The organism is Nocardiopsis mwathae (genome assembly GCF_014201195.1).
GTDB classification, from domain to species: domain Bacteria; phylum Actinomycetota; class Actinomycetes; order Streptosporangiales; family Streptosporangiaceae; genus Nocardiopsis_C; species Nocardiopsis_C mwathae.
Genome location: NZ_JACHDS010000001.1, coordinates 4478202 through 4497548, shown reverse-complemented (window position 1 = coordinate 4497548; position 19347 = coordinate 4478202). Strand labels below are relative to the sequence as shown.

The window sequence follows — 19347 nt, the reverse complement described above, 5'->3', positions numbered from 1 at the left end:
AGCAGAAAGGCAGGGACAGCGGTGCGATCGGTCGTGCAGCGCGTCGCCCACGCGTCGGTGACGGTCGACGGTGCCGTCGTCGGCGAGATCGACCGGCCCGGGCTACTGGCTCTGGTCGGCGTCACCCATGACGACACCGAAGCCGAGGCGCGCAGGCTCGCCGCGAAACTGTGGAAGCTGCGGATCCTGGAGGACGAGAGGTCCTGCTCCGACATCGGCGCACCGCTCCTGGTCATCAGCCAGTTCACGCTGTACGGCGACGCCCGCAAGGGGAGGCGCCCCACCTGGCAGGCGGCGGCGCCGGGACCGGTGGCCGAACCGCTGGTCGGCGCCGTCGTCAAGGAGCTCCGCGAACTGGGAGCGGAGGTCGCCACCGGTGTCTTCGGCGCCCGGATGTCGGTGACCCTCACCAACGAGGGCCCCTTCACCGTCCTCCTCGACGTCTGAGCCGGCTCCGTGGCCGATCTCGGGGCTGTCGACCGCGTACCGGGGGGACGCGGTCGACAGCCCCGAGATCACGGAGAGCGGCCGGCTACTCGTCGGCGGCGCCGGGCTCGAACTTGTACCCGAGGCCGCGGACGGTCACGATGAACCGAGGGTTGCCGGGGTCGGCCTCGATCTTCGCGCGCAGCCGCTTGACGTGCACGTCCAGCGTCTTGGTGTCACCCACGTAGTCGGCGCCCCAGACCCGGTCGATCAGCTGCATGCGGGTCAGCACCCGCCCCGCGTTGCGGAGCAGCACCTCCAGCAGCTCGAACTCCTTGAGCGGCAGCTGCACGTTCTCGCCGCGCACCGTCACCACGTGCCGCTCCACGTCCATGCGGACCGGGCCGACCTCCAGCGCGGTGGGCAGTGCGGCGCTGTCGTCCTCACCGCGTCGGCGCAGCACCGCCCGGATGCGGGCCACGAGCTCGCGCGAGGAGAACGGCTTGGTCACATAGTCGTCGGCGCCCAGCTCCAGACCGACGACCTTGTCGATCTCGCTGTCCTTGGCCGTGAGCATGATGACCGGGACGTTGGACTTCTGGCGCAGGGTCCGGCACACCTCGGTGCCGGGCAGTCCCGGCAGCATCAGATCGAGCAGCACCAGGTCGGCGCCGGTGCGGTCGAACGTGTCCAGGGCGACCGTCCCCGTCGACGCCACCGCGACCTCGAAGCCCTCCTTGCGCAGCATGTACGACAGGGCATCGCTGTAGGATTCCTCGTCCTCAACGACAAGTACACGCGTCACTGTGCTGCCTCCCGATAGGTGGGTTCCCCCGAGCCCGTCCGCTCGCGGGTGTGCGGCCGGGGCAGACGCAGTGTGAACGTCGACCCCGAGCCCTCCTTGCTCCACACGGTCACTTCACCGCGGTGGTGCGTCATGATGTGTTTGACGATGGCCAGCCCGAGCCCGGTCCCGCCGGTGGCGCGGCTGCGTGCCGCGTCGACCCGGTAGAACCGCTCGAAGATCCGCTCCAGGTCCTGGGGCGGGATACCGATCCCCTGGTCGGCGACGCCGATCTCGACCATCGTCTCGGTTGCATCAGCGGAGACTGATACCCGGGTGCGCTCCGGACTATATGCGACGGCGTTCGCCACGAGGTTGCGCATGGCGGTGACGAGCAGCCCCTCGTCGCCCATCACGGAGATGTCCTCGGTGCCGCTGGAGACCAGCTCGATCTCCTTGGCGTCGGCGGCCATGCGCACCGCGTCGAGGGCCTCCTCGACCACCGCGGTGACATCGACCCGGCTGGGCTCGGTCATCGGTTCGGCGCCCTGGATCCGCGAGAGCGTGATCAGGTCCTGGATGACGCTGGTCAGCCGGGCGGCCTCCTGCTGCATGCGGCCGGTGAAGCGGCGCACGGCCTCGGGGTCGTCGCTGGCGTCGGCCACCGTCTCGGCGAGCAGCGACAGCGCGCCCACCGGGGTCTTCAGCTCGTGGCTGATGTTGGCGACGAAGTCGCGGCGGACCGCCTCGACACGGCGGCGCTCGGTCTGGTCCTCGGCCAGGACCAGGATGAGGCCGGTGCCGCCGAGCGGAGCGACACGGACGGCGAACGAGGTAGCGTCGGGACCGAACTTGCGAACGGCGACCTCGATCTCGGTCTCGCGGATGACGCCATCCCGGCGCACCCGCCGGGCCAGGGCCAGCAGGTCGCCGATGACCAGTTCCTCGCCGCGCACGATACCGAAGGCGCGCGCGGCCGAGCTCGCCCGCAGCACGCGGTCGGCGGGGTCGAGGACCACGGCGGACGAGGGCAGGGCCGCGAGCACCTCGGCGATGCCCGGCGGCAGCTCCGAGGAGTGGGCCGGCTCGGGCGTGCCGCGGCGCGACGCTCCGGTTCGGAGGGCGAGCCCGGCGGCGAGGCCGACCAGGAGCCCCACGATCCCGGCGATCGTGGCCAGCAGTTCTCCTTGCACGATTCGATCGTAAACGGGCGGATCCGGGCTTTACCCGAATGACCATGTGTTACAACCTAGATTCTGCGATTATTCACCGATCCTTCCGCAGTGATTCAGCTACCACCTGGGACGATGTGAACCATGCGCGACACCTACCATGAAGAGCTCGACGCTCTAGGCGACCGGCTCGTCGAGATGACCCGGCTGGCACGGCACGCCATCGCGCGCGCGACGACGGCGCTGCTCGACGCCGACATCAACGCCGCCCAGGAAGTCATCTCCGGAGACGACGAACTCAACCGCCTCGACGAGGAGATCGAGAAGAGCGCGTTCGACCTGATGGCCCGGCAGCAGCCGGTCGCCCAGGACCTGCGCACCATCATCACCGCGCTGCACATGGCCGGTGACCTGGAGCGGATGGGCGACCACGCGGTGCACATCGCCAAGATCGCGCGCCGCCGCCACCCCGACTCCGCCATCCCCGCGGAGCTGCGCTCCATCGTGCTGGAGATGGGGCACCAGGCCGAGCTGCTGGTCATCAAGGCCGGCGAGGTCGTCAGCAACCGCGACGTCGAGACGGCACTGGAGCTCGACGCCGACGACGACCGGATGGACCGTCTGCGCCGCAAGCTGCTGGAGCGCATCCTGCGCCCGGGCTGGGAGCACGGGGTCGAGGCCACGATGGACGTGACCCTGGCCGGGCGGTTCTACGAGCGCTTCGGCGACCACGCGGTGCACGTCGCCGACAACCTGGTCTACATGGTCACCGGTGAGAAGCCCAAGGACTACGACCCGGAGGTGTAGGACACGATCCGCGGAACGCGCCCCAGGGCGTGCCCGGCGGGCCCCGCACGGCCGCTCGCTCACCGGAAGGCGGCCGACGATCGCGCCCGCACCGGCGGGCCGCGGCCGCGTCGAGTGGCGAAGATCACTTTGCGATGCTCGGGGCCTTGTCCGGCGGCGATTCGGGACCTTCGGCGGAACCTTCCGCGACTTTTTCCGGCTCCTTCGGCGGCCCCGAGCGGTTACTCTGGGTAGGTACTGCGGTCGGCCTTGGCCAGCGAGAACGCGCGTCCGGAACGGTTTCCTCGGGTGCCGGAAGCACCTCCGGCGCACTTTGTCAAGCCCCGAAAAGTGCCGCTGACCTGCACGTACGCAAACGGAATAGGTACGTTAAGTCACAGATTCATGGTACCCTTGTGGTAGCGGAAGGGGTACTTGTCACATGACTTTCAAGGTCGGCGACACCGTTGTCTACCCCCATCATGGGGCTGCTCGTATTGAGGCGATCGAGACTCGCACCATTAAGGGTGAGGATAGGACCTACCTCGTTCTGAGGGTCGACAAGGGTGATCTCACGGTACGCGTGCCTGCCGAGAACGCCCAGGATGTCGGTGTTCGCGACGTGGTGGGCCAGGAAGGCCTGGACCGGGTCTTCGAGGTGCTGCGCGCACCGCACACCGAAGAGCCCACCAACTGGTCGCGGCGCTACAAGGCGAACCTGGAGAAGCTTGCCTCCGGCGACGTCAACAAGGTGGCCGAGGTCGTCCGCGACCTCTGGCGGCGCGACAAGGAGCGCGGCCTCTCGGCCGGCGAGAAGCGAATGCTCGCAAAGGCCAGGCAGATACTGGTCAGTGAACTCGCTCTCGCGGAAAAGACCAACGAGGACAAGGCCGAAGCTCTCCTCGACGAAGTCCTCACCAATTAATAAAGGCCACGAAGAACCACTGCATTCATGCTGAAAATGCCTAGGGTGGGCGTCGGAACCGACGTCCACCCATTTATGCCAGGACGCGTCCTTTTCCTCGCAGGCCTGGAATGGCCGGGTGAGGACGGCATGAGCGGCCATTCCGACGGAGACGTCGCAGCGCACGCCGCGTGTGACGCTCTGTTCTCCGCGGCCGGGATCGGCGACCTCGGCGCCCAGTTCGGCACCTCCGACCCACGCTGGAAGGGTGCCTCCGGCGTCGCCCTGCTCAGCGAGGCCGCGGCCCGGGTCCGCGCCGCGGGCTTCGAGATCGGCAACATCGCGGTGCAGGTCATCGGCAACCGGCCGAAGTTCGCGCCGCGCCGCCAGGAGGCCGAGAAGGTCCTCTCGGACGCCGCTGGCGCCCCCGTCACGGTGTCGGCGACGACCACCGACGGCCTGGGGCTCACCGGCCGGGGCGAGGGCCTCGCGGCCGTCGCCACGGCCCTGTGCGTTCCGCTGGACGCCTGAACCACTCCGATCCTCGCGGCCACACGTTGCGGGGCGGACCTTCGACTCGAAGGTCCGCCCCGCAACGTGTGGCCGCGAGATGCGTCGGAGCCGATTCCGTCGCCCCGGTCAGTCCTGCGGCGGCGTGGGCTCGCTGCGCACCGAGCGGGACGGCGGGTCGGCCGGGAACGGGAACGCGGACATCGGCTGCCGCCGGGGCTTGAGCACCATCGGGCGCTTCCCGATGGGGGCGCGCTCCTCCTCGCCGGTGTCATCCGGGTCGGATGCGTCGTCCGGCAGGTAGGACGCCTCCGCATCCCCTCGCCCGCTCTGGTCGCCCCGCCGCCCATGATCGGCACGTGCCGTCCGCACGGCGACGCTCTCGGCCTCGTCGCTCGTGGGGTCGGCCGGGACGATGTCGTGGGGGAAGCCGTCGTCGCCCTCCGCGGCCTGCGGAACGACGGCGGGGTCGGCGGCGCCCGGTGCCGTGCGCCCCTCCGCCGGCCGGGGAACAGGCGTGGGCTCGGCCGCCAGCTTGATCGGATTGCCGCTGCCGGGCGTGCGCCGGGGCAGAACCGGAGCGCCGGGGCCGTCCGCGGCGTCGACCGCGTCCGCGGTCGCCCGCCCGGCCTGCGCCGCCTGCTGCTCGGCCCGTGCCTCCTCCGCGCGGATCGCGGCCTCGCGGGCCTCCTCGGCCCGGCGGATCGCCTCGATCGCGTCCGCCTTGTCGGCCCACTCGTCCCGCTCGCCTTGCGCACCCCCGGCGTCATGGGCGCCCCGGCCGTCGGCCGGAGCCTTCTCATCCGCCCGGTCGGCGGGCTCAGCGACCGCCTCGGGAGCCTGCGGCGCCGACGGCGGCACCGGATCCGCGGTCGGCGCAGCCTCCGCGACCGACGGCTCCGCAGCGCTCTCCCGCCCGACCGCACCCTTCCGTGCGGCCGCCTCGGCTGTCTCGTTCGGCTCGGGCGGCTCGGCCAGCTCGGCCGCCGCAGGACCTCGCGCCTCGTCCGTCGGCCCTGCTTCGTCCGCCGACATCGGCTCGGCGGCGGCCTCATGCTCGGTGGCGGGGTCGGCGGCGGGCCCGGCCTTCTCCGGTCCGTCAGCGGTTTCCACCGGACGCAGCAGGTGTACGCCTGCCACCGGCGTCGCCGTCGCGTCGGTACCGCCCGCGGGCCTCACCCCGGTCTTCTCGGCGGGCGGCTGCGCAGCCTCCTCCTCGGCGGCCTTCTCCTCGCGCCTTCCCGCCTGCGGTTCGCCATGTGAGCGGGGCCAGAGCAGCGAGGGCTCGCGACGCCGAGTCTGCGCCCGGCGCGCCTTCCTCGGTCTGTCCTCGTCGCCCTCCTCGTGTTCGGCGGCGCCGTGGATCCGCTGCGGCGCCGCCGGCGGCGAGATCGGAGCGGTCGTCTCGACGTCGGCCGCAGCGGGCTCGTCCCGCGCGACCGGGGCCGCGGGCACGGTCGCCTCGGGCGGCGGCACGGGGCGCCGGGGACGCGGCGCCGCCGCGGGTCGGGGCTCGTCGTCGCCCTCGCCGCGCAGGTGCATGTAGACCCACATGAAGACGCGGAAGGCGACGAGCAGCGCGAGCCACGGCGTCGCGGCGACGGCGACGACGACCAGCCCCTTGGGCATCGCGGTTCCGGTGGCGTGCAGCGCGCTCGCGCCCGCCGCCAGCAGGATCAGGGCGAGGATCAGCGCGTCGGCCCACAGGCGGCGCGGTCGCGGCGCGGCTCGCAGCAGGTAGCTGGCCCCGAACGACATCAGGAGCAGCAGTGTGAAGCCCGCCGGGTACAGGTGGGCGTAGCGCGGCTCGATGCCGCCGAGCAGCGCGATCTGGTAGATGCCGTTGTAGGACAGCAGAACGGCGGAAGCGGCGATCAGCAGTACCCCGACCCCCGTCAGGGCGATGGCGGGGAGCGGGGAACCGGTGCCGGCCGGTTCGGGCGCGAGGCGCGGACCGGTGGATTCGGAGGAGGGTTTAACGGCCATCGTGCGCAGAAGGGTAGTCCAGTGAACACCGCCGACACGAGGATCTGCCCGGAAGTGGCCGGATCCAGATCGGACGCCGGCGCCGTTGCGAAATGAAAACGGTCCAGTTCGTCGCGGATTATGCGGGCTCGGGTGACGGATGGGTGACCGGGAGTGGGGAATGCCTCGGTTTCTTCGGACACAAGGTCGGGAATTAAGGCACGTCCAATTCTCGGGGGCGGTGCGGGGCTCCGGGGCGGGGGTGACCGGACGTGGACAGAGGTCAGCGGGATGCCGGACGGCGGCCCCGGACGGTCGCGAAACGGCTACCCTGGCACTGTGAGTCTGCGCTTCTATGACACCCGAGCCCGCGAGGTCCGCGATTTCACCCCCCTGCACGAGGGGTGTGTCTCGCTGTACCTGTGTGGTGCCACGGTGCAGGCGCCGCCGCACATCGGGCACGTGCGCTCCGGTGTGAACTTCGACATACTCCGGCGCTGGCTCACCCACAAGGGCTTCTCGGTGACGCTGTGCCGCAACGTCACCGACATCGACGACAAGATCATCCGCGTCGCGCACGAGGAAGGCGTCCCCTGGTGGGAGGTCAGCGAGCGCAACCAGCGCGCGTTCGGCTGGGCCTACGACATCCTGGGCTGCCTGCCGCCGACCGTCGAGCCGCGCGCCACCGGGCACGTGCCGCAGATGATCGAGCTGATGCGCCGACTGATCGACACCGGGCACGCCTACGCCGCCGGCGACGGCTCGGGCGACGTCTACTTCGACGTGCTGTCGTTCCCCGAGTACGGGGCACTGTCCAACCAGAAGGTCGACCAGATGCGCGGTGCGGCGGACACCGACTGCGACCGCGACAAGCGCGACCCGCGCGACTTCGCGCTGTGGAAGGGCGCCCGGCCCGGCGAACCGAGCTGGGACACACCGTGGGGGCGCGGTCGGCCGGGCTGGCACCTGGAGTGCTCGGCCATGGCCACCGAGTACCTCGGCCCGACCTTCGACATCCACGGCGGCGGTCTGGACCTGGTCTTCCCGCACCATGAGAACGAGATCGCCCAGTCGCAGGCGGCCGGTGACGGGTTCGCCCGGTACTGGCTGCACAACGGCCTGCTGACGATGGGCGGTGAGAAGATGAGCAAGTCGCTCGGGAACTCGCTGCTGATCCCGGAGATGGTGCGCAAGGTGCGGCCGGTCGAGCTGCGCTACTACCTCGGCCAGGCGCACTACCGCTCGGTCATCGACTACTCCGACGAGGCGCTGCGCGAGGCGGCCGCCGCCTACCAGCGGATCGAGGGCTTCCTCACCCGGGCGACCGAGGTCGTCGGGGACGTGGAGCCGGCGCCGAGCGTCCCGGCGGAGTTCGCGTCGGCGCTCGACGACGACCTCGGCGTCTCCCAGGCGCTGGCGATCATCCACGGCCACGTGCGCGAGGGGAACTCGGCACTGTCCGAGGGGCGCAAGGAGCGCGTCTCCGAACTCGCCGCCGAACTGCGGACGATGCTCGACGTCCTGGGCCTGGACCCGCTCTCCGCGCAGTGGGCGGGGGCAGAGGACACCGGGCTGCGCGAGGTCGTCGACGCGCTCGTCGCGGTGGCCCTGGAGCAGCGCCAGGCGGCACGGGTGCGCAAGGATTACGCGGCGGCCGACGAGATCCGCGACCGGCTCTCGCAGGCGGGGATCTCGGTGGAGGACACCCCGCACGGCCCCCGCTGGGAGCTGCGCCGCGACTAGCCGGCAGGCGGGCCCGGCAGAGGTCGGCCGGGCCGGTCGCGGCCATGCGGCACCATGGGCAGTAGGCCACATCATCCGAAACCACGAAAACCACACCTGACGGGACCACCACGGGTTCCGGCATGCACGCGTGCGAAGAGACGCGAGGGGGAGGCGGCGTTCATGCCGGCGAAGAAGAGCAAGAAGGGCCCGACCAAGGGCAGCGGAGGCAAGGGCCGCCGCTCGCTTGAGGGCAAGAAGGGCACGCTTCCGGCCCAGGAGCGGCACTGGTACGAGGGCAAGCAGCGGCGCGCGGCCAAGAAGGCCCAGGCGACGCAGGCGCAGCGCCCGGCGGGCGCGCGCGGCGAAGGCGCCGGACGCGCGCGCCAGGACGGTCCGGCCGTGTCGGAGCTGCTGATCGGGCGCAACCCCGTGGTCGAGGCGCTGCGCGCCGGGGTGCCGGCCACGCGCCTGTTCATGCTCAACAGCCTCGACTCCGACGACCGCGTCACCGAGGCGGCGCGGCTGGCGGGCGACGCCGGGGTGGACATCGTGGAGGTGAACCGCGCCGAGCTGGACCGCCGCTGCGAGAGCAACGGACAGCCGGGCGCCGCGCACCAGGGCATCGCGCTGCGGGTGAAGCCGTACCGCTACTGGCACCACAGCGACCTGCTGGAGGCCGCCCTGGGCGCCGATGAGCCCGCGCTCATCGTGGCGCTGGACGGGGTGACCGACCCGCACAACCTCGGCGCCATCGCGCGTTCGGCGGCCGCGTTCGGCGCGAACGGGCTGCTGATCCCGGAGCGGCGTGCGGCGGGCGTCACCATGACGGCGTGGAAGACCTCGGCCGGCACGCTGGCGCGCCTCCCGGTCGCGCAGGCGACCAACCTGACGCGGGCACTGGAGGAGTACAAGAAGGCGGGCCTGTTCGTGGTCGGCCTCGACGCCGACGGCGACGTGCGGCTGGACGACCTCGACCTGGCCACCGGCCCGATCGTGGTCGTGGTGGGCTCGGAGGGCAAGGGGCTGTCCCGCCTCGTCCGCGAGACCTGCGACGCGATCGCCAGCATCCCCATCACGGGCGCGGAATCCCTCAACGCGTCGGTCGCCGCGGGAGTGTCCCTCTACGAGGTCGCCCGCCGCCGGGCCTCGGAGGCGTCCGGGGAGTAGCCGGAAACCGGTACCATTCGACTGGGTGTCACGCACACCGGCCGGCGTAGCTCAATTGGCAGAGCAATCGCCTTGTAAGCGATAGGTTAGGGGTTCAAGTCCCCTCGCCGGCTCTCGGTGAGAGACACATTCGTCGACAGGGCCCGCCTGGATCCCTCCAGGCGGGCCCTGTCATGTGCGGCCGTCCGTCCCTGTCCCCGCCGCTTCCCCTCTGCAGAGCCGGACGACCGATGAGGGAGTGGTCAGCGAGGGAGGACCATCAGACCCTCACCCGCTCTGGCCCGTCAGCCGGATAGGTCCGCTCCGTCGTCAGCACCGTCAGGTTCTCCACACTGGCCCCGCACAGCGCGCGGCGCTCGTGCTGGATCTCGGCGGCGGCGAGCAGTTCGGCCAGCCGGGCGGGGTCGTCGCCCGCGCCGGGCTCAGGAGTGACCTCACGAACGTGGTAGCAGGAGGCGCCGCCGGGCCCGTGGAACATGGTCACGGTGTAGGTGTGGGCGCGCCGCTTGCCAGCCACCCGGGGCGGGATCTGCTCCCGGTAGGTGCACCGGAAGCGGGTGCCGTCGCGATCGACGGCCTCGGCCCGGTAGGTGATGTGGTCCCAGGCCTGCTCGGCGATGGCGACGGTGGTGCCGTGATACCGCGCCCAGGCCTCCAGCTCCTTGCGGGAGGCCACCGTCCAGGTCCTCAGCGGCCCGTTCATCCCGACACCTCCACCCGGAACAGCCGAAACGCGGCGGCCTGCCGTGCCCGCCGATACTCGATGGCCAGGACGTAGGGGCGAACGCGCGGAGGTCGTCGCAGTAGGGTGTGCATCGTCAACAGAGCTCCTAGATCTGTTGGCCATGCCCTCGGACACACGCCCGCGTCGCGAGGGCTTCGTCGTTCAGGTACTTGGATGTGAGTACCTACTCCACGAGCATGAATCGCTTGTTCGTCTTGGTGGAGGCGAAATACAAACCCGGGAAGGTACTGGGTCGATTCGGTGCGTAGATGTACCAACCGTGTGCCAACATCGACGTATGGCGGAGACCCCCCGGCCCGCATGGGTCACCTTCGGTGCCGAAGTACGACGTCTACGTAAAGAGCGCGGGCTCACCACCGCGCACGCCGCCAAAGCGGCTGATGTGTCTGTATCGATGCTGGTCAAGCAAGAGCGCGGTGTCCGAGCCGTTCAACGTGTCACAGCCGAACGACTGGATGAGGCATTGGCGGCGAAAGGCTCTCTGATGCAGCAGTGGGCGCGAGCCGTGCGCTCCGACGCTGAACCAGACTGGTACCACAAGGACCAGCCCGCCGAGCGGCGCGCGTCCGAGATACTCATGTTTCACCCGGTTCTCGTGCCTGGTCTGCTGCAGATCGATGAGTATGCGCGGACAGTGGTGAGGGCTGGGCTCCCTCTGGATTCACCGGATACCGTTGAGGGGGTTGTGAAGGCCAAGCGGCAGCGCAGAGGACGGCTAACCGCGCCAGGCGGACCGTTTCTTCGGGCCGTGGTCGACGAGGTGGCCATCCGCCGTGTGATGGGCGACGAAGGGATCATGGCCGCTCAGGTTTCTCACCTGATCGATGCGGCTGGGTCTAGAGCCGTCCGGCTCCAGGTACTTCCAGGTGACCTTCGAGCACATCCGGCACTGTCTGGAGGGTTCAGGATCCTGAAGTTCACTGACCGCCCCTCCATGGCTCATGTGGAGCACATGTCGGGTAATACCGTCATTGCGGATGCTTCTGAGATTCGGCGCCTTGAGGCGGTTTGGGCCGATCTTCAGGCTTGGGCGTGGTCGCCCGCTGAGTCTGTACGAGTGATGGAGAAGATAAGAGATGAGATCAGTCCGTGAGTGGCACACGTCCTCGCACTCACCTGACGGCGCGAAGTGCGTCGAAGTCTCTGAGGGCCTGGCGACCAAAGTCCGCGACTCGCAGAATCGTGAGCTCGGCCATCTGACCTTCGACGCTGCCGAGTGGCGCGCGTTCCTGACCGACGTGAAGCGCGACCGCCTGTAGCCGGTCAGCCCCCGACCGAATGCCCCGAGCCGATCAGGTGCCGGGGCATTCTCACGTCCTCGGAAACTCCAGCGTGCGCCCCGCCACGTCGGGCCTCGGCTACCTGAACGACCAGCCTGACCAGCGCTGCACCGTCACCAGGATGATGGGCCCGTCCGGGGGCTGCTCGCGGTACTGCGGGTAGCGGCGGGCGAGGTGATCACGCGCCGTCTCCCAGGTTTCCCCGGAGTACTCGATACGGGCGGAACCGTCGGCCCGTGCCCACCAGAGCCGCTCCCAGTAGTCGCTGTACTCATCGACGAGAAGCGACACGAGCGGGTTGGCCTCGATATTCGCCAACCGCTTCACGTCCCTCGTGGACTTCGGCTTGTGGTCGATGGCGATGACGACCGCGTCGGCGAACACCGCAAAGGTGACCGGGACGAGGTGGGGCTGCCCGTGTGCATCAACCGTGGCAAGCCGCGCCACCCGGCCCGATGCGAACCGCTCCCGGGCGTACTCCGAAGTCCAGCGCGTCACAACTCCGACATCTACCCACGGGGAGCAGCCCCTATAGCGGAGGGACGGACGACGGCGGCGCACGAGGGGTCTGCTGGGCGGTCTTGTCGGCGGTCTCGCGCGGGGTGTTCTGTGGGAAAAGCGGCAGCGACGGCGGTAGTGGCCTGGGCCGGCGGTCGTCGTGCGGGTGGGCGTGGGGCCGGGCCAGCGGTGGGGGCCTTCGCCGAGATCAACGGAGAAGGAGGTGGGAAAGCGCTGTCCGGTTCTCTTTCGGATCCTGCGGGCGGTTGCGGGCGAGGAGGTCGGCGCCTGGGACCCGGTCGGCAGCCCGGAGTTCCGCTTCGCGTGCAGTGCTTTCCGCGAACCGGGAGCCCGCGGCCTCCCCGAAGATGATCATGGGCTGGCATCTGGCGGCGTCCGTTTTGCCCGATTGAATCCCATGGTCATCGCGGGAGGGGCTGCCGGGCGCGGGAATCCTCCTTCTCCGTTGATCTCGGAGATAGTGGGGTCTCACGGTCGATTTTGACCCCAATATCTCCGAGATCAACGGAGAAGGGGGCACCGATCTGTGCAGGCCCGGCCCCACGCCCACCCGCACGACGACCGCCGGCCCAGGCCACGACCGCCGTCGCTGCCGCTTTTCCCCAGAACACCCCGCGCGAGACCGCCGACAAGGCCGCCCAGCGGACCCCTCCGACCCCCGCTATGTACTCAGCCGCATGACAGGCCCGTCAGTCATGGGACTGGCCGGAAGCGGCCGAACTACTCAGTCCTCGTCGGACGGCGACGGCGGGGGCGGTGGGTGTCTTTGCGGACATTCGGGTGGCCGCGGGCAAGCAGGGAAAAGGTGGGCGACCGTGGGGGCCGTCGGCGAGGGACTTGGCGGCTTCTTGGATCTCTCGGTCGGTGCCGGTCAGGCGGTCCCGCCTAGCCCACAAGGACGGTAATGCCCAGCACCGCCGCCACCGCGGAGCGAGCGCGTCAGAGCGGGTCAGGGCGGGTCAGGGCGGATCAACGCGGCGGTCCTGTCTCAGAGCGGATGGCCGCACAGTGTGCACTTGGCCGTACCCGGGTCGTTCCACGCGGTGCACTTGGGACAGAAGTCGAGCCGGGGGTTGGTGTCGCCCACCTCGATCTTGGTGTTGCGGATGATCTGGTTCAGATGCCAGGGGTCGGCGAAGCCGACCTCACGGGGGAGACACCCGGTCACGTGGATGCTGGCGACCCCGTCCTTGACGATGACGGCCTGAACCTGCGGGGGATGAGGACAGTACATGGTGGCCACTCCTAACGCCGACAACGGCTCGTGTATGAGCGGTGCCATAAGGATTACACGCGGCGATGAAGCGGGTAGCCGGTTCGCGCGGACTTGGGATGTAACAGTTCATGTCCCGGTCGGATACGTGCCGTTACGGGAGCGATCTCGTGAAACAACCCCGATCACGACCGTCGAACCGTCGGTGTCATTGTCCTGAACCGTGGCCGCTGGTGCCCAGAGGCGATGTCTGGATCCCTTTGTCCTCAATGGGAGGTAGGAAGGGACCCGCACGATCCGCCTCGTCACCCGAAGGTGGCAGGGCGGCCCCCTGATCGGCGATGTGGGAAGAGGACATTGCACATGAAGTTCCACCGCCCCGGACGCCCCGAGGACCTGCCGCCGGTGGAGATGCTGTGGTCCCATGGCGCGGCACTTGCCGCACTGGGTGCCGGGATTCGTGATGAATGGGCGATCTTCGCGGTGGAGGACGAGGTTCTGCACTTCGACGACGGCGGTGGAAACGAGTGGTCCCTGGTCCGGATCGAGGGAGGCCGGGCCGTCCTCGTCGGACACGACCACGAGTGCAGCGACACCTACGACTTCCACCCGACCCCCATCGACTTCCTCGCGGGCGGCCCGGACTGGCTGCCGTGGGAGTGGCTCGCCGACTATGAGGACCGCGAACCGGTCGGCTTCCTCTACTGGTGGGACGGGGCCGTGTGGAGCAGGGTCCCCTACCCCGACGGCGTTGACGACGACGGGCTCGGAATGCTCGTTGAGCGGATCTCGTCGATTGAGCGAGCCGTGGATGAGGTCCGCGAGTTTCTCGACCACGCCTACCTGGAGGAAGCCGACGCAGAAGACGGAGAAGACGAAGAGTTCGATGAGGATGCGGCGCTGTCCCGGGGCCGGGAGCTGATGCGCCGCGCCGCCGAGGGCACGGTCGACAGCCAGGCGCTGGCAGTGGTGCTGGAGCTGATCGACGGCGAACGACCGGGCGTACCGGCCGCACTGGAGGTGGCTCGGCGTGCGGGACTCACCGCGGGTGCCGAGCGGCCGCACCTGCCTGCGGGGAGGGGGCGCCCGGCGGAGCGTCGCGTCCGGAAGATCAGCGGCACGGAGTGGGGGCTGCGCGTCGGCGAGGCGATGCGCGCTGCCCGGGAGCTGGACCGCCCGACCCCGCAGGACTCGGAGGAGCTGCGGGCTCTCGTCGACGCCGTGCGCGGCTGCGCGGTGGCGGCCGACGGGGTGGCGACGCTTACCGCGACCGTCACCGGGCGCGGCTCCAGCATGGGTGTCCAGGACGCGTCGGGGCGAATGGTGGACGCCGGTTTCGACATGTTCCGCCTCCTCGATCGGCTGAGGGGAGCGGAAGCGCACCCGGAGCGGGGGCGGTGGTTCTACCTCCGCGTCGCCGTCACCCCCGAGGGCGAGGTCGTCGAGCGGGCCTACGACCACTGGCCCTGGTGGGAACCGGCGGACAACCGCTTCAACGCCACCGCGCCGGTCGGCTGCCTCCGCGAAGAGATGGCCCGCCGCGCCCCGGAATGGTGTCCTGAGTGGACGCCTCTCCTCGACGAGGAAGTTCTCTACTCGCCGCCGCGGCTGGAAGGGGCCTGATCCGGCGGAAGCGAGCGGCAGGCGAGGCTTCGCCCGGCGCGGACCGCAGATGACGGGCCACCTTGCGCCTGCTCCTGTCGCGGGTCACGCGCCCGGGCGAAGTCGGCCTCCGGTGAGGTGGTGGAGGGCGCGGCCCCAGCGGGAGGGTGGGAGGGCGGGGAGGGCGTTGAGCAGCTGCTCGTAGGTGGGTTCCCCGGTTGCTGGGGGCGTCTGCGGGGCCTGGGCCGTTCGCGGCGGGGGTGACGGCTTGGGCCGAGGTGCGGGCTGCGGGGGCGGGGCCGGGCGGTCGCCGCCTTCGAGGAAGGCACGGGCGGGGTCGGAGGCCGGGTCGGCCCGGACGGTCGGCCGGGGATGGTTCTGCATGGACTCCCACCTCCTCGGGGTCGGGGCGACGGCGGACACCGCTCGGCGCCGATGCTCACAGTGCGCGGCGCAGCGCCTCCAGCGCGATCCGCGCCGCTGCGGTCCGGGTGGCGGCGGCGATCCGCCGCGGGTCGAACGCCGACGTCGCGGCCAGATGGCGGTCGTAGCCGAGCCGCACGACCGCAGCGCCGCTCCTGCGCAGGATATCGGCGGCGCCGGCGGCGTCGAAGGTCGGATCCTCGCCCGGAGCCTGTTCCACGAAGACCACCACGATGTCGGCCGGGAGCGCCGCGTTGCCGTTCGCGGTCATCCAGTCGAACGCCCGCGCGATGCTCACCGCCCCCTCCCGCGTCGCCGGGGCCACCAGAACGTGGGCGTGCGCGCTGGCCTGCGCCGCCCGGTTGAAGCCGTCGAAGACGTCGGCACCCCGGTCGATCAGCGTGATCCCGAAGAACCGGGTGAGTGGCAGCAGCGTCCGGTGGAAGGCCTGGCCGTCGACCCCGTCCCGGCGGCCGTTCTGCACACCTGGGAGCATCCACAGCCGGTCGCGGACCGCGGTCAGGTACGGTGCCAGCTCGTCGAACGAGTCCGGGTCGGCTTCGCCGCGCTCCAGATCCCCTAGCGAGGACTCCGGCCGGACGCCGAGGCGCCGCGCAAGGGCGTCCGACCCGGGGGTGATGTCCATGGTCAGCACACGGTCGTTGCGGTAGTGCGCGAACACGGTGGCCAGCAGCGCGGTCACCGTACTCTCGCCCGCCCCGGCGCGCGGCCGGCTCACCACGATCCTGCGGCTGGTGGTGATGGTCTGCTGCAGGGCCCCGCCGAGCTCGATCGCCGACAGGGCCCGGTCCGACGGCTGGAAGGGCACCAGGACGCCGCGGCCGACCCTGCGCAGCAGCGAGTCCCCGTGGCGGCCCCCTGCGGTCATGGCCCCGGCACCCGGCGGCTCCGTTCGCTCGTTCATCTCACCCTGCCCTTGCCTGCGTGCCGCCCCCGCGGTCCTCCGCGGTCGCCGGGATCGACCCCATCACCTAGAAGGTGGCCAGCAGCCGCTCGTAGGTCCCGAGCGCTCCGATGGCCACCGGAATGAACACGACGATCGCCACCGCTTCGATCCGGTCGGTGACCCGGCGGAGCCGCGCCCGCATGTGGGCGGGCGGATCGGTCGTCAGCACCACGAGCGGGACACCCAGGCTCGCCACCAGGAGGCCGACCGCTGCCGCGGCACCCCACGGCGCGTGGCCCGGCAGTGCCGCCGCGAACGCCACAACGATCGCGACCGTGGCCCCCACCAGCGGGACCTTCTGCGTGACGAGTGGAAACATCCGGGACCGGCTGCCCACGACGACCGCGAGCAGCACGGTCAGCGTGGTGGTCCAGGCGTCGAGGTCCGTCGTCAGACCGAACCCGGCCACGGCGGCGGACAGCGCGACCGCCGCCGTCGACACCACCATGCCGGTGTGGGCGTTGGCCAGCGCGCTGCGCACGTCCGCACTGGCCACGACCGATCCCTCGCTGCGCCGGTCGTCGAGCATGGTCAGCCCGGAGAAGGTCAGTGCGAGCCGCAGGATGAGCCCCAGCAGGACGACGCATGCCACAGCGCCCAGGATGGAGGAGCGGGCGAAGCCGAGGCCGAAGACCGCGGCCCCCGCCCACAGCAGCGCAAGCGCCAGGGCGACCCCACCGCCGACGAGACCTCCCCGCCCCAGCCGCGAGGTGAGGCCGAGGCCGATGACCAGGAGCGCGGCCACGACCGCCAGCCCGCACCAGCGCGCCCAGCCGGGCCAGGTGTAGAGGTCGGCGGCGTGCCAGACGGCGAGCGCGGCCACGGCCCCGCCGCCGATGGACAGCGCGGTGCCCAGTGGTTCGCGCCAGAACGGGCCGAGCGCCGCCCCCGCCCCCGCGAGTAGGAGCGCGATGGCGGCGAGCGCGATCACGCCCGTCCGGTCGCCGGTGACGCTCCAGACCACGGCACCGACCGCCAGGCACAGCGCGATCGACACGGCCGTGGCGGTCCACCGGGCCGCCGCCGACCCCCACCGGCCCGCGTGGTCGTCCAGGGCGGCCCCCACCGCCTCGGGCACCTCGTGCACGACCGGCGCCGGCAGCGGGTCGTCGGCGCGGACGACGCGGAGCACGGCGCCATCGGCGATGTCCTTGTCGGCCAGGGTGGAGCCGCCATCGAGGAAGTCGCCGGCAGCGGTGGTGAGGTGCAGGGGCACGGCCGGGGTGCGCACCGGGTCGCCGAGGAGGCGGAGCAGCTCCGGCATGAGCGAGCCGATCGGCTCCTCGGCGGGCAGGACGGCGTCGACCCTGCGCCGCTCACCGACGAGGGTGACCCGGCTCCACGTGGTCATGGGGACGTGTCCAATCGTTCTCTGCGGGTGGTCGTCTCAGTCCCGGCCGCCACCGGAGGCGGAAGCGGGCGCGGCGGAGGCGGCGGGCTCGGACGGGTCGGGGGAGGCGGGCGGCGCCGGGGACGGCGGTGCGGACGCCTCCGGCGACACGAGTGGAGAGGGGGAGGGTGACGGGGACGGTGGGGGAGAGGCAGGGCGGTCGCTGGGAAGGCCCGTGACCGTGACGCGCTCCAGGTAGCCGTTGGCCACGAGCCAGCGGATACTCGGCAGCTGGGGCGGCTGGGCGAACCCGTCGGCGGTGACCCGGAAGCGGACGCCCCCGCCCGGGTCGCCGCCCTCGGCCGGGGCGAGTGACGCCTGTACCTGGAAGGGGTAGGCGACCCGGTAGCGGTGGTAGGCGTCGGCGCCCGCGGCCGCGTCGAACCCCGTGCCGCTGCCGCTGCCGCTGCCGCTGCCGGCGTCGCCCGCGGCGCGCCGGACGGACGCGGGCAGCCCGCGCTCGGAGAACGGGGTTCCGTCGGGGAAGAGGAGTGACCCGCTCTCCTGGCCGTAGGCGTCCACCACCTGGCCCGGTTCGAGGGTCACCCGGCTCGGTCCGCCGACGCGCCCGTCGATCCTCTCCCGGGCCGACGCGACGAGTTCGCCGGTCTGCTCCGACGCCTGCTGCTCCTCCTCGTCGCTCAGGGCCCGCGGGTCGGAGGTGCCCGGTACGAGCTCCAGGTAGAGCCAGCGGGCGGCCTCGTCCTCGGTGCGGAACTCCGCGCCGGTGCGGCCCTGGGAGAACTCGACGATGCCGACGGAGTAGCCGTCCTCGCCCTCGCCTTCCTCGGTCAGCAGGTAGTAGCTGGAGGCCTGGTCGGGGGTGGGGCGTTCGTCTCCGGGGAGGACGTAGAGGCCCGGCGGGACGTGGGCGCGGTCGAGCTCCTCACGCAGCATGGGGAAGGTGACCTCGGTGCCGAGCCATTCGGCGGGGAGTGGCGCGGTGGCGGCGTCGGGGCCGGCGGCCTGCTGCTCCTGCTCTTCCTTCTGGTTCTTGAGCTGGCTCTGCAGGAACGACCAGCCGACCGTTCCGGCGCAGATGACGGCGGACACGACCAGGCTGGCGATGATCTTGCCGATGTTCTCGTCGAGGCGTCGGCGGGTGCGCTGGGGGCCGAAGAAGACGGCTTCGCGGAGCCGTTTGCGGCGCACGGCGGTCGACTCCAACAGCTGGCTGTCGTAGTCGCGTGCCATCTCAGACTCCCTTCGAGGCCTCGGGGCGCGGCGGGGCGGCCGGCGCGGGGGTCCATCGGTGCGCGGTCAGGGGCGCGCCGCGGGGGGAAGCGCGCGGAACGGGAGGGGCGCCCGCCGGTCGAGCGGGCGCCCCTCCCGTACGTGCATCGACTGAAACCCGATCCTCGCAGACCTTCCGGTACGCCGCACATCGGCGACGTCCTGACCAGGGATTCGACGGGTGCGGAGGTGTCGTCAGATGCCCTGGACCGCGGCGCTGGCGCGGCCGAGCGTGGACTGCGCGGTGCCGTCGTTGGTCTCCAGGGTCTCGCGGACGAGCCGGATGATGTCGCGGACCTCGTTGCCCGCGTTGTGCCACTTCAGTTCCTTGGCGCTGTACTCGTCGGAGACACCGGTCGCCTCGAAGTCGGCCATGGCGGTGCTGACGTCGACGTCGTGATCGCCGATGATGGACTCCAGCCGTGCCATGACGGTGTGGATGTTGGTCTGGGACTCCTGCGAGGCGCCGAGGTCGTAGCTGTTGCGTCCGTTGCCGCTCATCGAGGGAACTCAACTCCTTGGGACACGGTGACGTC

20 protein-coding genes, 1 tRNA gene and 1 pseudogene are annotated in these 19347 nt (G+C 70.9%); 10 read left to right on the top strand and 12 right to left on the bottom strand.

The window, feature by feature from the left end; translation table 11 throughout:
• The first annotated feature begins 21 nt into the window (after positions 1–21).
• Positions 22–447, top strand: coding sequence for a D-aminoacyl-tRNA deacylase (dtd, locus tag HNR23_RS19640; protein ID WP_184077551.1), 426 nt, complete (start codon positions 22–24; stop codon positions 445–447).
• Between the two features lie 85 nt (positions 448–532).
• Here dtd and HNR23_RS19635 read toward each other — a convergent pair whose 3' ends face one another.
• Positions 533–1231: a winged helix-turn-helix domain-containing protein gene (locus HNR23_RS19635; protein WP_184077549.1), complete on the bottom strand. Its 699-nt coding sequence runs from the start codon at positions 1229–1231 to the stop codon at positions 533–535.
• Positions 1228–2403, bottom strand: a complete 1176-nt coding sequence (locus tag HNR23_RS19630; protein WP_394353789.1) for a sensor histidine kinase — start codon at positions 2401–2403, stop codon at positions 1228–1230. Before HNR23_RS19630 ends, HNR23_RS19635 begins: the two co-directional genes overlap by 4 nt.
• Before the next feature lie 123 nt (positions 2404–2526).
• On the opposite strand from HNR23_RS19630, the gene phoU reads away from it, so the two are divergent.
• From phoU to ispF, 3 genes are all read left to right on the top strand, one after another.
• On the top strand, positions 2527–3189 hold the full coding sequence (gene phoU, locus HNR23_RS19625; RefSeq protein WP_184077547.1) for a phosphate signaling complex protein PhoU: 663 nt from the start codon (positions 2527–2529) through the stop codon (positions 3187–3189).
• Between the two features lie 421 nt (positions 3190–3610).
• Complete coding sequence (locus HNR23_RS19620; RefSeq protein WP_184077545.1) at positions 3611–4093, top strand: CarD family transcriptional regulator; 483 nt, start codon at positions 3611–3613, stop codon at positions 4091–4093.
• A 36-nt stretch (positions 4094–4129) separates the two neighbouring features.
• Positions 4130–4603, top strand: coding sequence for a 2-C-methyl-D-erythritol 2,4-cyclodiphosphate synthase (gene ispF / locus HNR23_RS19615; protein ID WP_184080613.1), 474 nt, complete (start codon positions 4130–4132; stop codon positions 4601–4603).
• 108 nt (positions 4604–4711) lie between these two features.
• Here the strand turns inward: ispF and HNR23_RS19610 are convergent, their stop codons facing one another.
• The gene (locus HNR23_RS19610; RefSeq protein ID WP_184077543.1) at positions 4712–6568 is read right to left on the bottom strand and encodes a hypothetical protein; all 1857 of its coding nucleotides are present in this window, start codon (positions 6566–6568) and stop codon (positions 4712–4714) included.
• Between the two features lie 318 nt (positions 6569–6886).
• On the opposite strand from HNR23_RS19610, the gene cysS reads away from it, so the two are divergent.
• The 3 genes from cysS to HNR23_RS19595 all read left to right on the top strand — a co-directional run bounded on the left by cysS (position 6887) and on the right by HNR23_RS19595 (position 9552).
• A complete protein-coding gene (gene cysS, locus HNR23_RS19605; RefSeq protein WP_184077541.1) occupies positions 6887–8290 on the top strand; it encodes a cysteine--tRNA ligase in 1404 nt (467 codons plus the stop codon).
• A 162-nt stretch (positions 8291–8452) separates the two neighbouring features.
• Complete coding sequence (rlmB, locus tag HNR23_RS19600) at positions 8453–9439, top strand: 23S rRNA (guanosine(2251)-2'-O)-methyltransferase RlmB (protein ID WP_184077539.1); 987 nt, start codon at positions 8453–8455, stop codon at positions 9437–9439.
• 40 nt (positions 9440–9479) lie between these two features.
• Positions 9480–9552: transfer RNA gene (locus tag HNR23_RS19595), tRNA-Thr, on the top strand.
• Between the two features lie 146 nt (positions 9553–9698).
• On the opposite strand, the gene HNR23_RS19590 is transcribed toward HNR23_RS19595, so the two are convergent.
• On the bottom strand, positions 9699–10142 hold the full coding sequence (locus HNR23_RS19590; protein WP_184077537.1) for a hypothetical protein: 444 nt from the start codon (positions 10140–10142) through the stop codon (positions 9699–9701).
• Positions 10139–10261 carry a hypothetical protein gene (locus HNR23_RS27280; protein WP_281381850.1) on the bottom strand — a complete coding sequence of 41 codons (123 nt, stop codon included), beginning with the start codon at positions 10259–10261 and terminating at the stop codon, positions 10139–10141. Before HNR23_RS27280 ends, HNR23_RS19590 begins: the two co-directional genes overlap by 4 nt.
• 200 nt (positions 10262–10461) lie before the next feature.
• Here HNR23_RS27280 and HNR23_RS19585 point away from each other — a divergent pair, with 200 nt between their 5' ends.
• Together HNR23_RS19585 and HNR23_RS19580 are read left to right on the top strand one after the other, a co-directional pair.
• Positions 10462–11277: a helix-turn-helix domain-containing protein gene (locus HNR23_RS19585; protein WP_184077535.1), complete on the top strand. Its 816-nt coding sequence runs from the start codon at positions 10462–10464 to the stop codon at positions 11275–11277.
• Positions 11261–11443: a DUF397 domain-containing protein gene (locus HNR23_RS19580; protein ID WP_184077533.1), complete on the top strand. Its 183-nt coding sequence runs from the start codon at positions 11261–11263 to the stop codon at positions 11441–11443. Before HNR23_RS19585 ends, HNR23_RS19580 begins: the two co-directional genes overlap by 17 nt.
• Before the next feature lie 99 nt (positions 11444–11542).
• On the opposite strand, the gene HNR23_RS26975 is transcribed toward HNR23_RS19580, so the two are convergent.
• Both HNR23_RS26975 and HNR23_RS19570 read right to left on the bottom strand, forming a co-directional pair.
• Positions 11543–11962 (bottom strand): TIGR03668 family PPOX class F420-dependent oxidoreductase, encoded by a 420-nt coding sequence (locus HNR23_RS26975; RefSeq protein ID WP_184077531.1) that lies wholly within the window; start codon positions 11960–11962, stop codon positions 11543–11545.
• Between the two features lie 1009 nt (positions 11963–12971).
• On the bottom strand, positions 12972–13217 hold the full coding sequence (locus tag HNR23_RS19570; RefSeq protein ID WP_184077529.1) for a hypothetical protein: 246 nt from the start codon (positions 13215–13217) through the stop codon (positions 12972–12974).
• Between the two features lie 342 nt (positions 13218–13559).
• Here HNR23_RS19570 and HNR23_RS19565 point away from each other — a divergent pair, with 342 nt between their 5' ends.
• Positions 13560–14819 (top strand): hypothetical protein, encoded by a 1260-nt coding sequence (locus HNR23_RS19565; RefSeq protein WP_184077527.1) that lies wholly within the window; start codon positions 13560–13562, stop codon positions 14817–14819.
• A gap of 84 nt (positions 14820–14903) precedes the next feature.
• Here HNR23_RS19565 and HNR23_RS19560 read toward each other — a convergent pair whose 3' ends face one another.
• The 5 genes and pseudogenes from HNR23_RS19560 to HNR23_RS19540 form a co-directional block, all read right to left on the bottom strand.
• Positions 14904–15182, bottom strand: coding sequence for a hypothetical protein (locus HNR23_RS19560; protein WP_184077526.1), 279 nt, complete (start codon positions 15180–15182; stop codon positions 14904–14906).
• Between the two features lie 55 nt (positions 15183–15237).
• Positions 15238–16146, bottom strand: a complete 909-nt coding sequence (locus HNR23_RS19555) for a MinD/ParA family ATP-binding protein (RefSeq protein WP_184077524.1) — start codon at positions 16144–16146, stop codon at positions 15238–15240.
• A 67-nt stretch (positions 16147–16213) separates the two neighbouring features.
• Positions 16214–17539 carry a type VII secretion integral membrane protein EccD gene (gene eccD, locus HNR23_RS19550; RefSeq protein ID WP_184077522.1) on the bottom strand — a complete coding sequence of 442 codons (1326 nt, stop codon included), beginning with the start codon at positions 17537–17539 and terminating at the stop codon, positions 16214–16216.
• A gap of 204 nt (positions 17540–17743) precedes the next feature.
• A pseudogene (locus tag HNR23_RS19545) lies at positions 17744–18772 on the bottom strand (TNT domain-containing protein); the annotation flags it as partial.
• Positions 18773–19006: 234 nt separating this feature from the next.
• Positions 19007–19312, bottom strand: a complete 306-nt coding sequence (locus HNR23_RS19540; RefSeq protein ID WP_184077518.1) for a pore-forming ESAT-6 family protein — start codon at positions 19310–19312, stop codon at positions 19007–19009.
• Between the last annotated feature and the right edge of the window lie 35 nt (positions 19313–19347).

Excerpts from the sequence above, each read along its gene's own strand:
- phoU (WP_184077547.1), top strand. The coding sequence starts at position 2,527 with ATGCGCGACACCTACCATGAAGAGCTCGACGCTCTAGGCGACCGGCTC.
- HNR23_RS19620 (WP_184077545.1), top strand. The coding sequence starts at position 3,611 with ATGACTTTCAAGGTCGGCGACACCGTTGTCTACCCCCATCATGGGGCT.
- ispF (WP_184080613.1), top strand. The coding sequence starts at position 4,130 with ATGCCTAGGGTGGGCGTCGGAACCGACGTCCACCCATTTATGCCAGGA.
- HNR23_RS19610 (WP_184077543.1), bottom strand. The coding sequence starts at position 6,568 with ATGGCCGTTAAACCCTCCTCCGAATCCACCGGTCCGCGCCTCGCGCCC.
- rlmB (WP_184077539.1), top strand. The coding sequence starts at position 8,453 with ATGCCGGCGAAGAAGAGCAAGAAGGGCCCGACCAAGGGCAGCGGAGGC.
- HNR23_RS19590 (WP_184077537.1), bottom strand. The coding sequence starts at position 10,142 with ATGAACGGGCCGCTGAGGACCTGGACGGTGGCCTCCCGCAAGGAGCTG.
- HNR23_RS19585 (WP_184077535.1), top strand. The coding sequence starts at position 10,462 with ATGGCGGAGACCCCCCGGCCCGCATGGGTCACCTTCGGTGCCGAAGTA.
- HNR23_RS19580 (WP_184077533.1), top strand. The coding sequence starts at position 11,261 with ATGAGATCAGTCCGTGAGTGGCACACGTCCTCGCACTCACCTGACGGC.
- HNR23_RS19570 (WP_184077529.1), bottom strand. The coding sequence starts at position 13,217 with ATGTACTGTCCTCATCCCCCGCAGGTTCAGGCCGTCATCGTCAAGGAC.
- HNR23_RS19565 (WP_184077527.1), top strand. The coding sequence starts at position 13,560 with ATGAAGTTCCACCGCCCCGGACGCCCCGAGGACCTGCCGCCGGTGGAG.
- HNR23_RS19560 (WP_184077526.1), bottom strand. The coding sequence starts at position 15,182 with ATGCAGAACCATCCCCGGCCGACCGTCCGGGCCGACCCGGCCTCCGAC.
- HNR23_RS19555 (WP_184077524.1), bottom strand. The coding sequence starts at position 16,146 with ATGAACGAGCGAACGGAGCCGCCGGGTGCCGGGGCCATGACCGCAGGG.
- eccD (WP_184077522.1), bottom strand. The coding sequence starts at position 17,539 with ATGACCACGTGGAGCCGGGTCACCCTCGTCGGTGAGCGGCGCAGGGTC.
- HNR23_RS19540 (WP_184077518.1), bottom strand. The coding sequence starts at position 19,312 with ATGAGCGGCAACGGACGCAACAGCTACGACCTCGGCGCCTCGCAGGAG.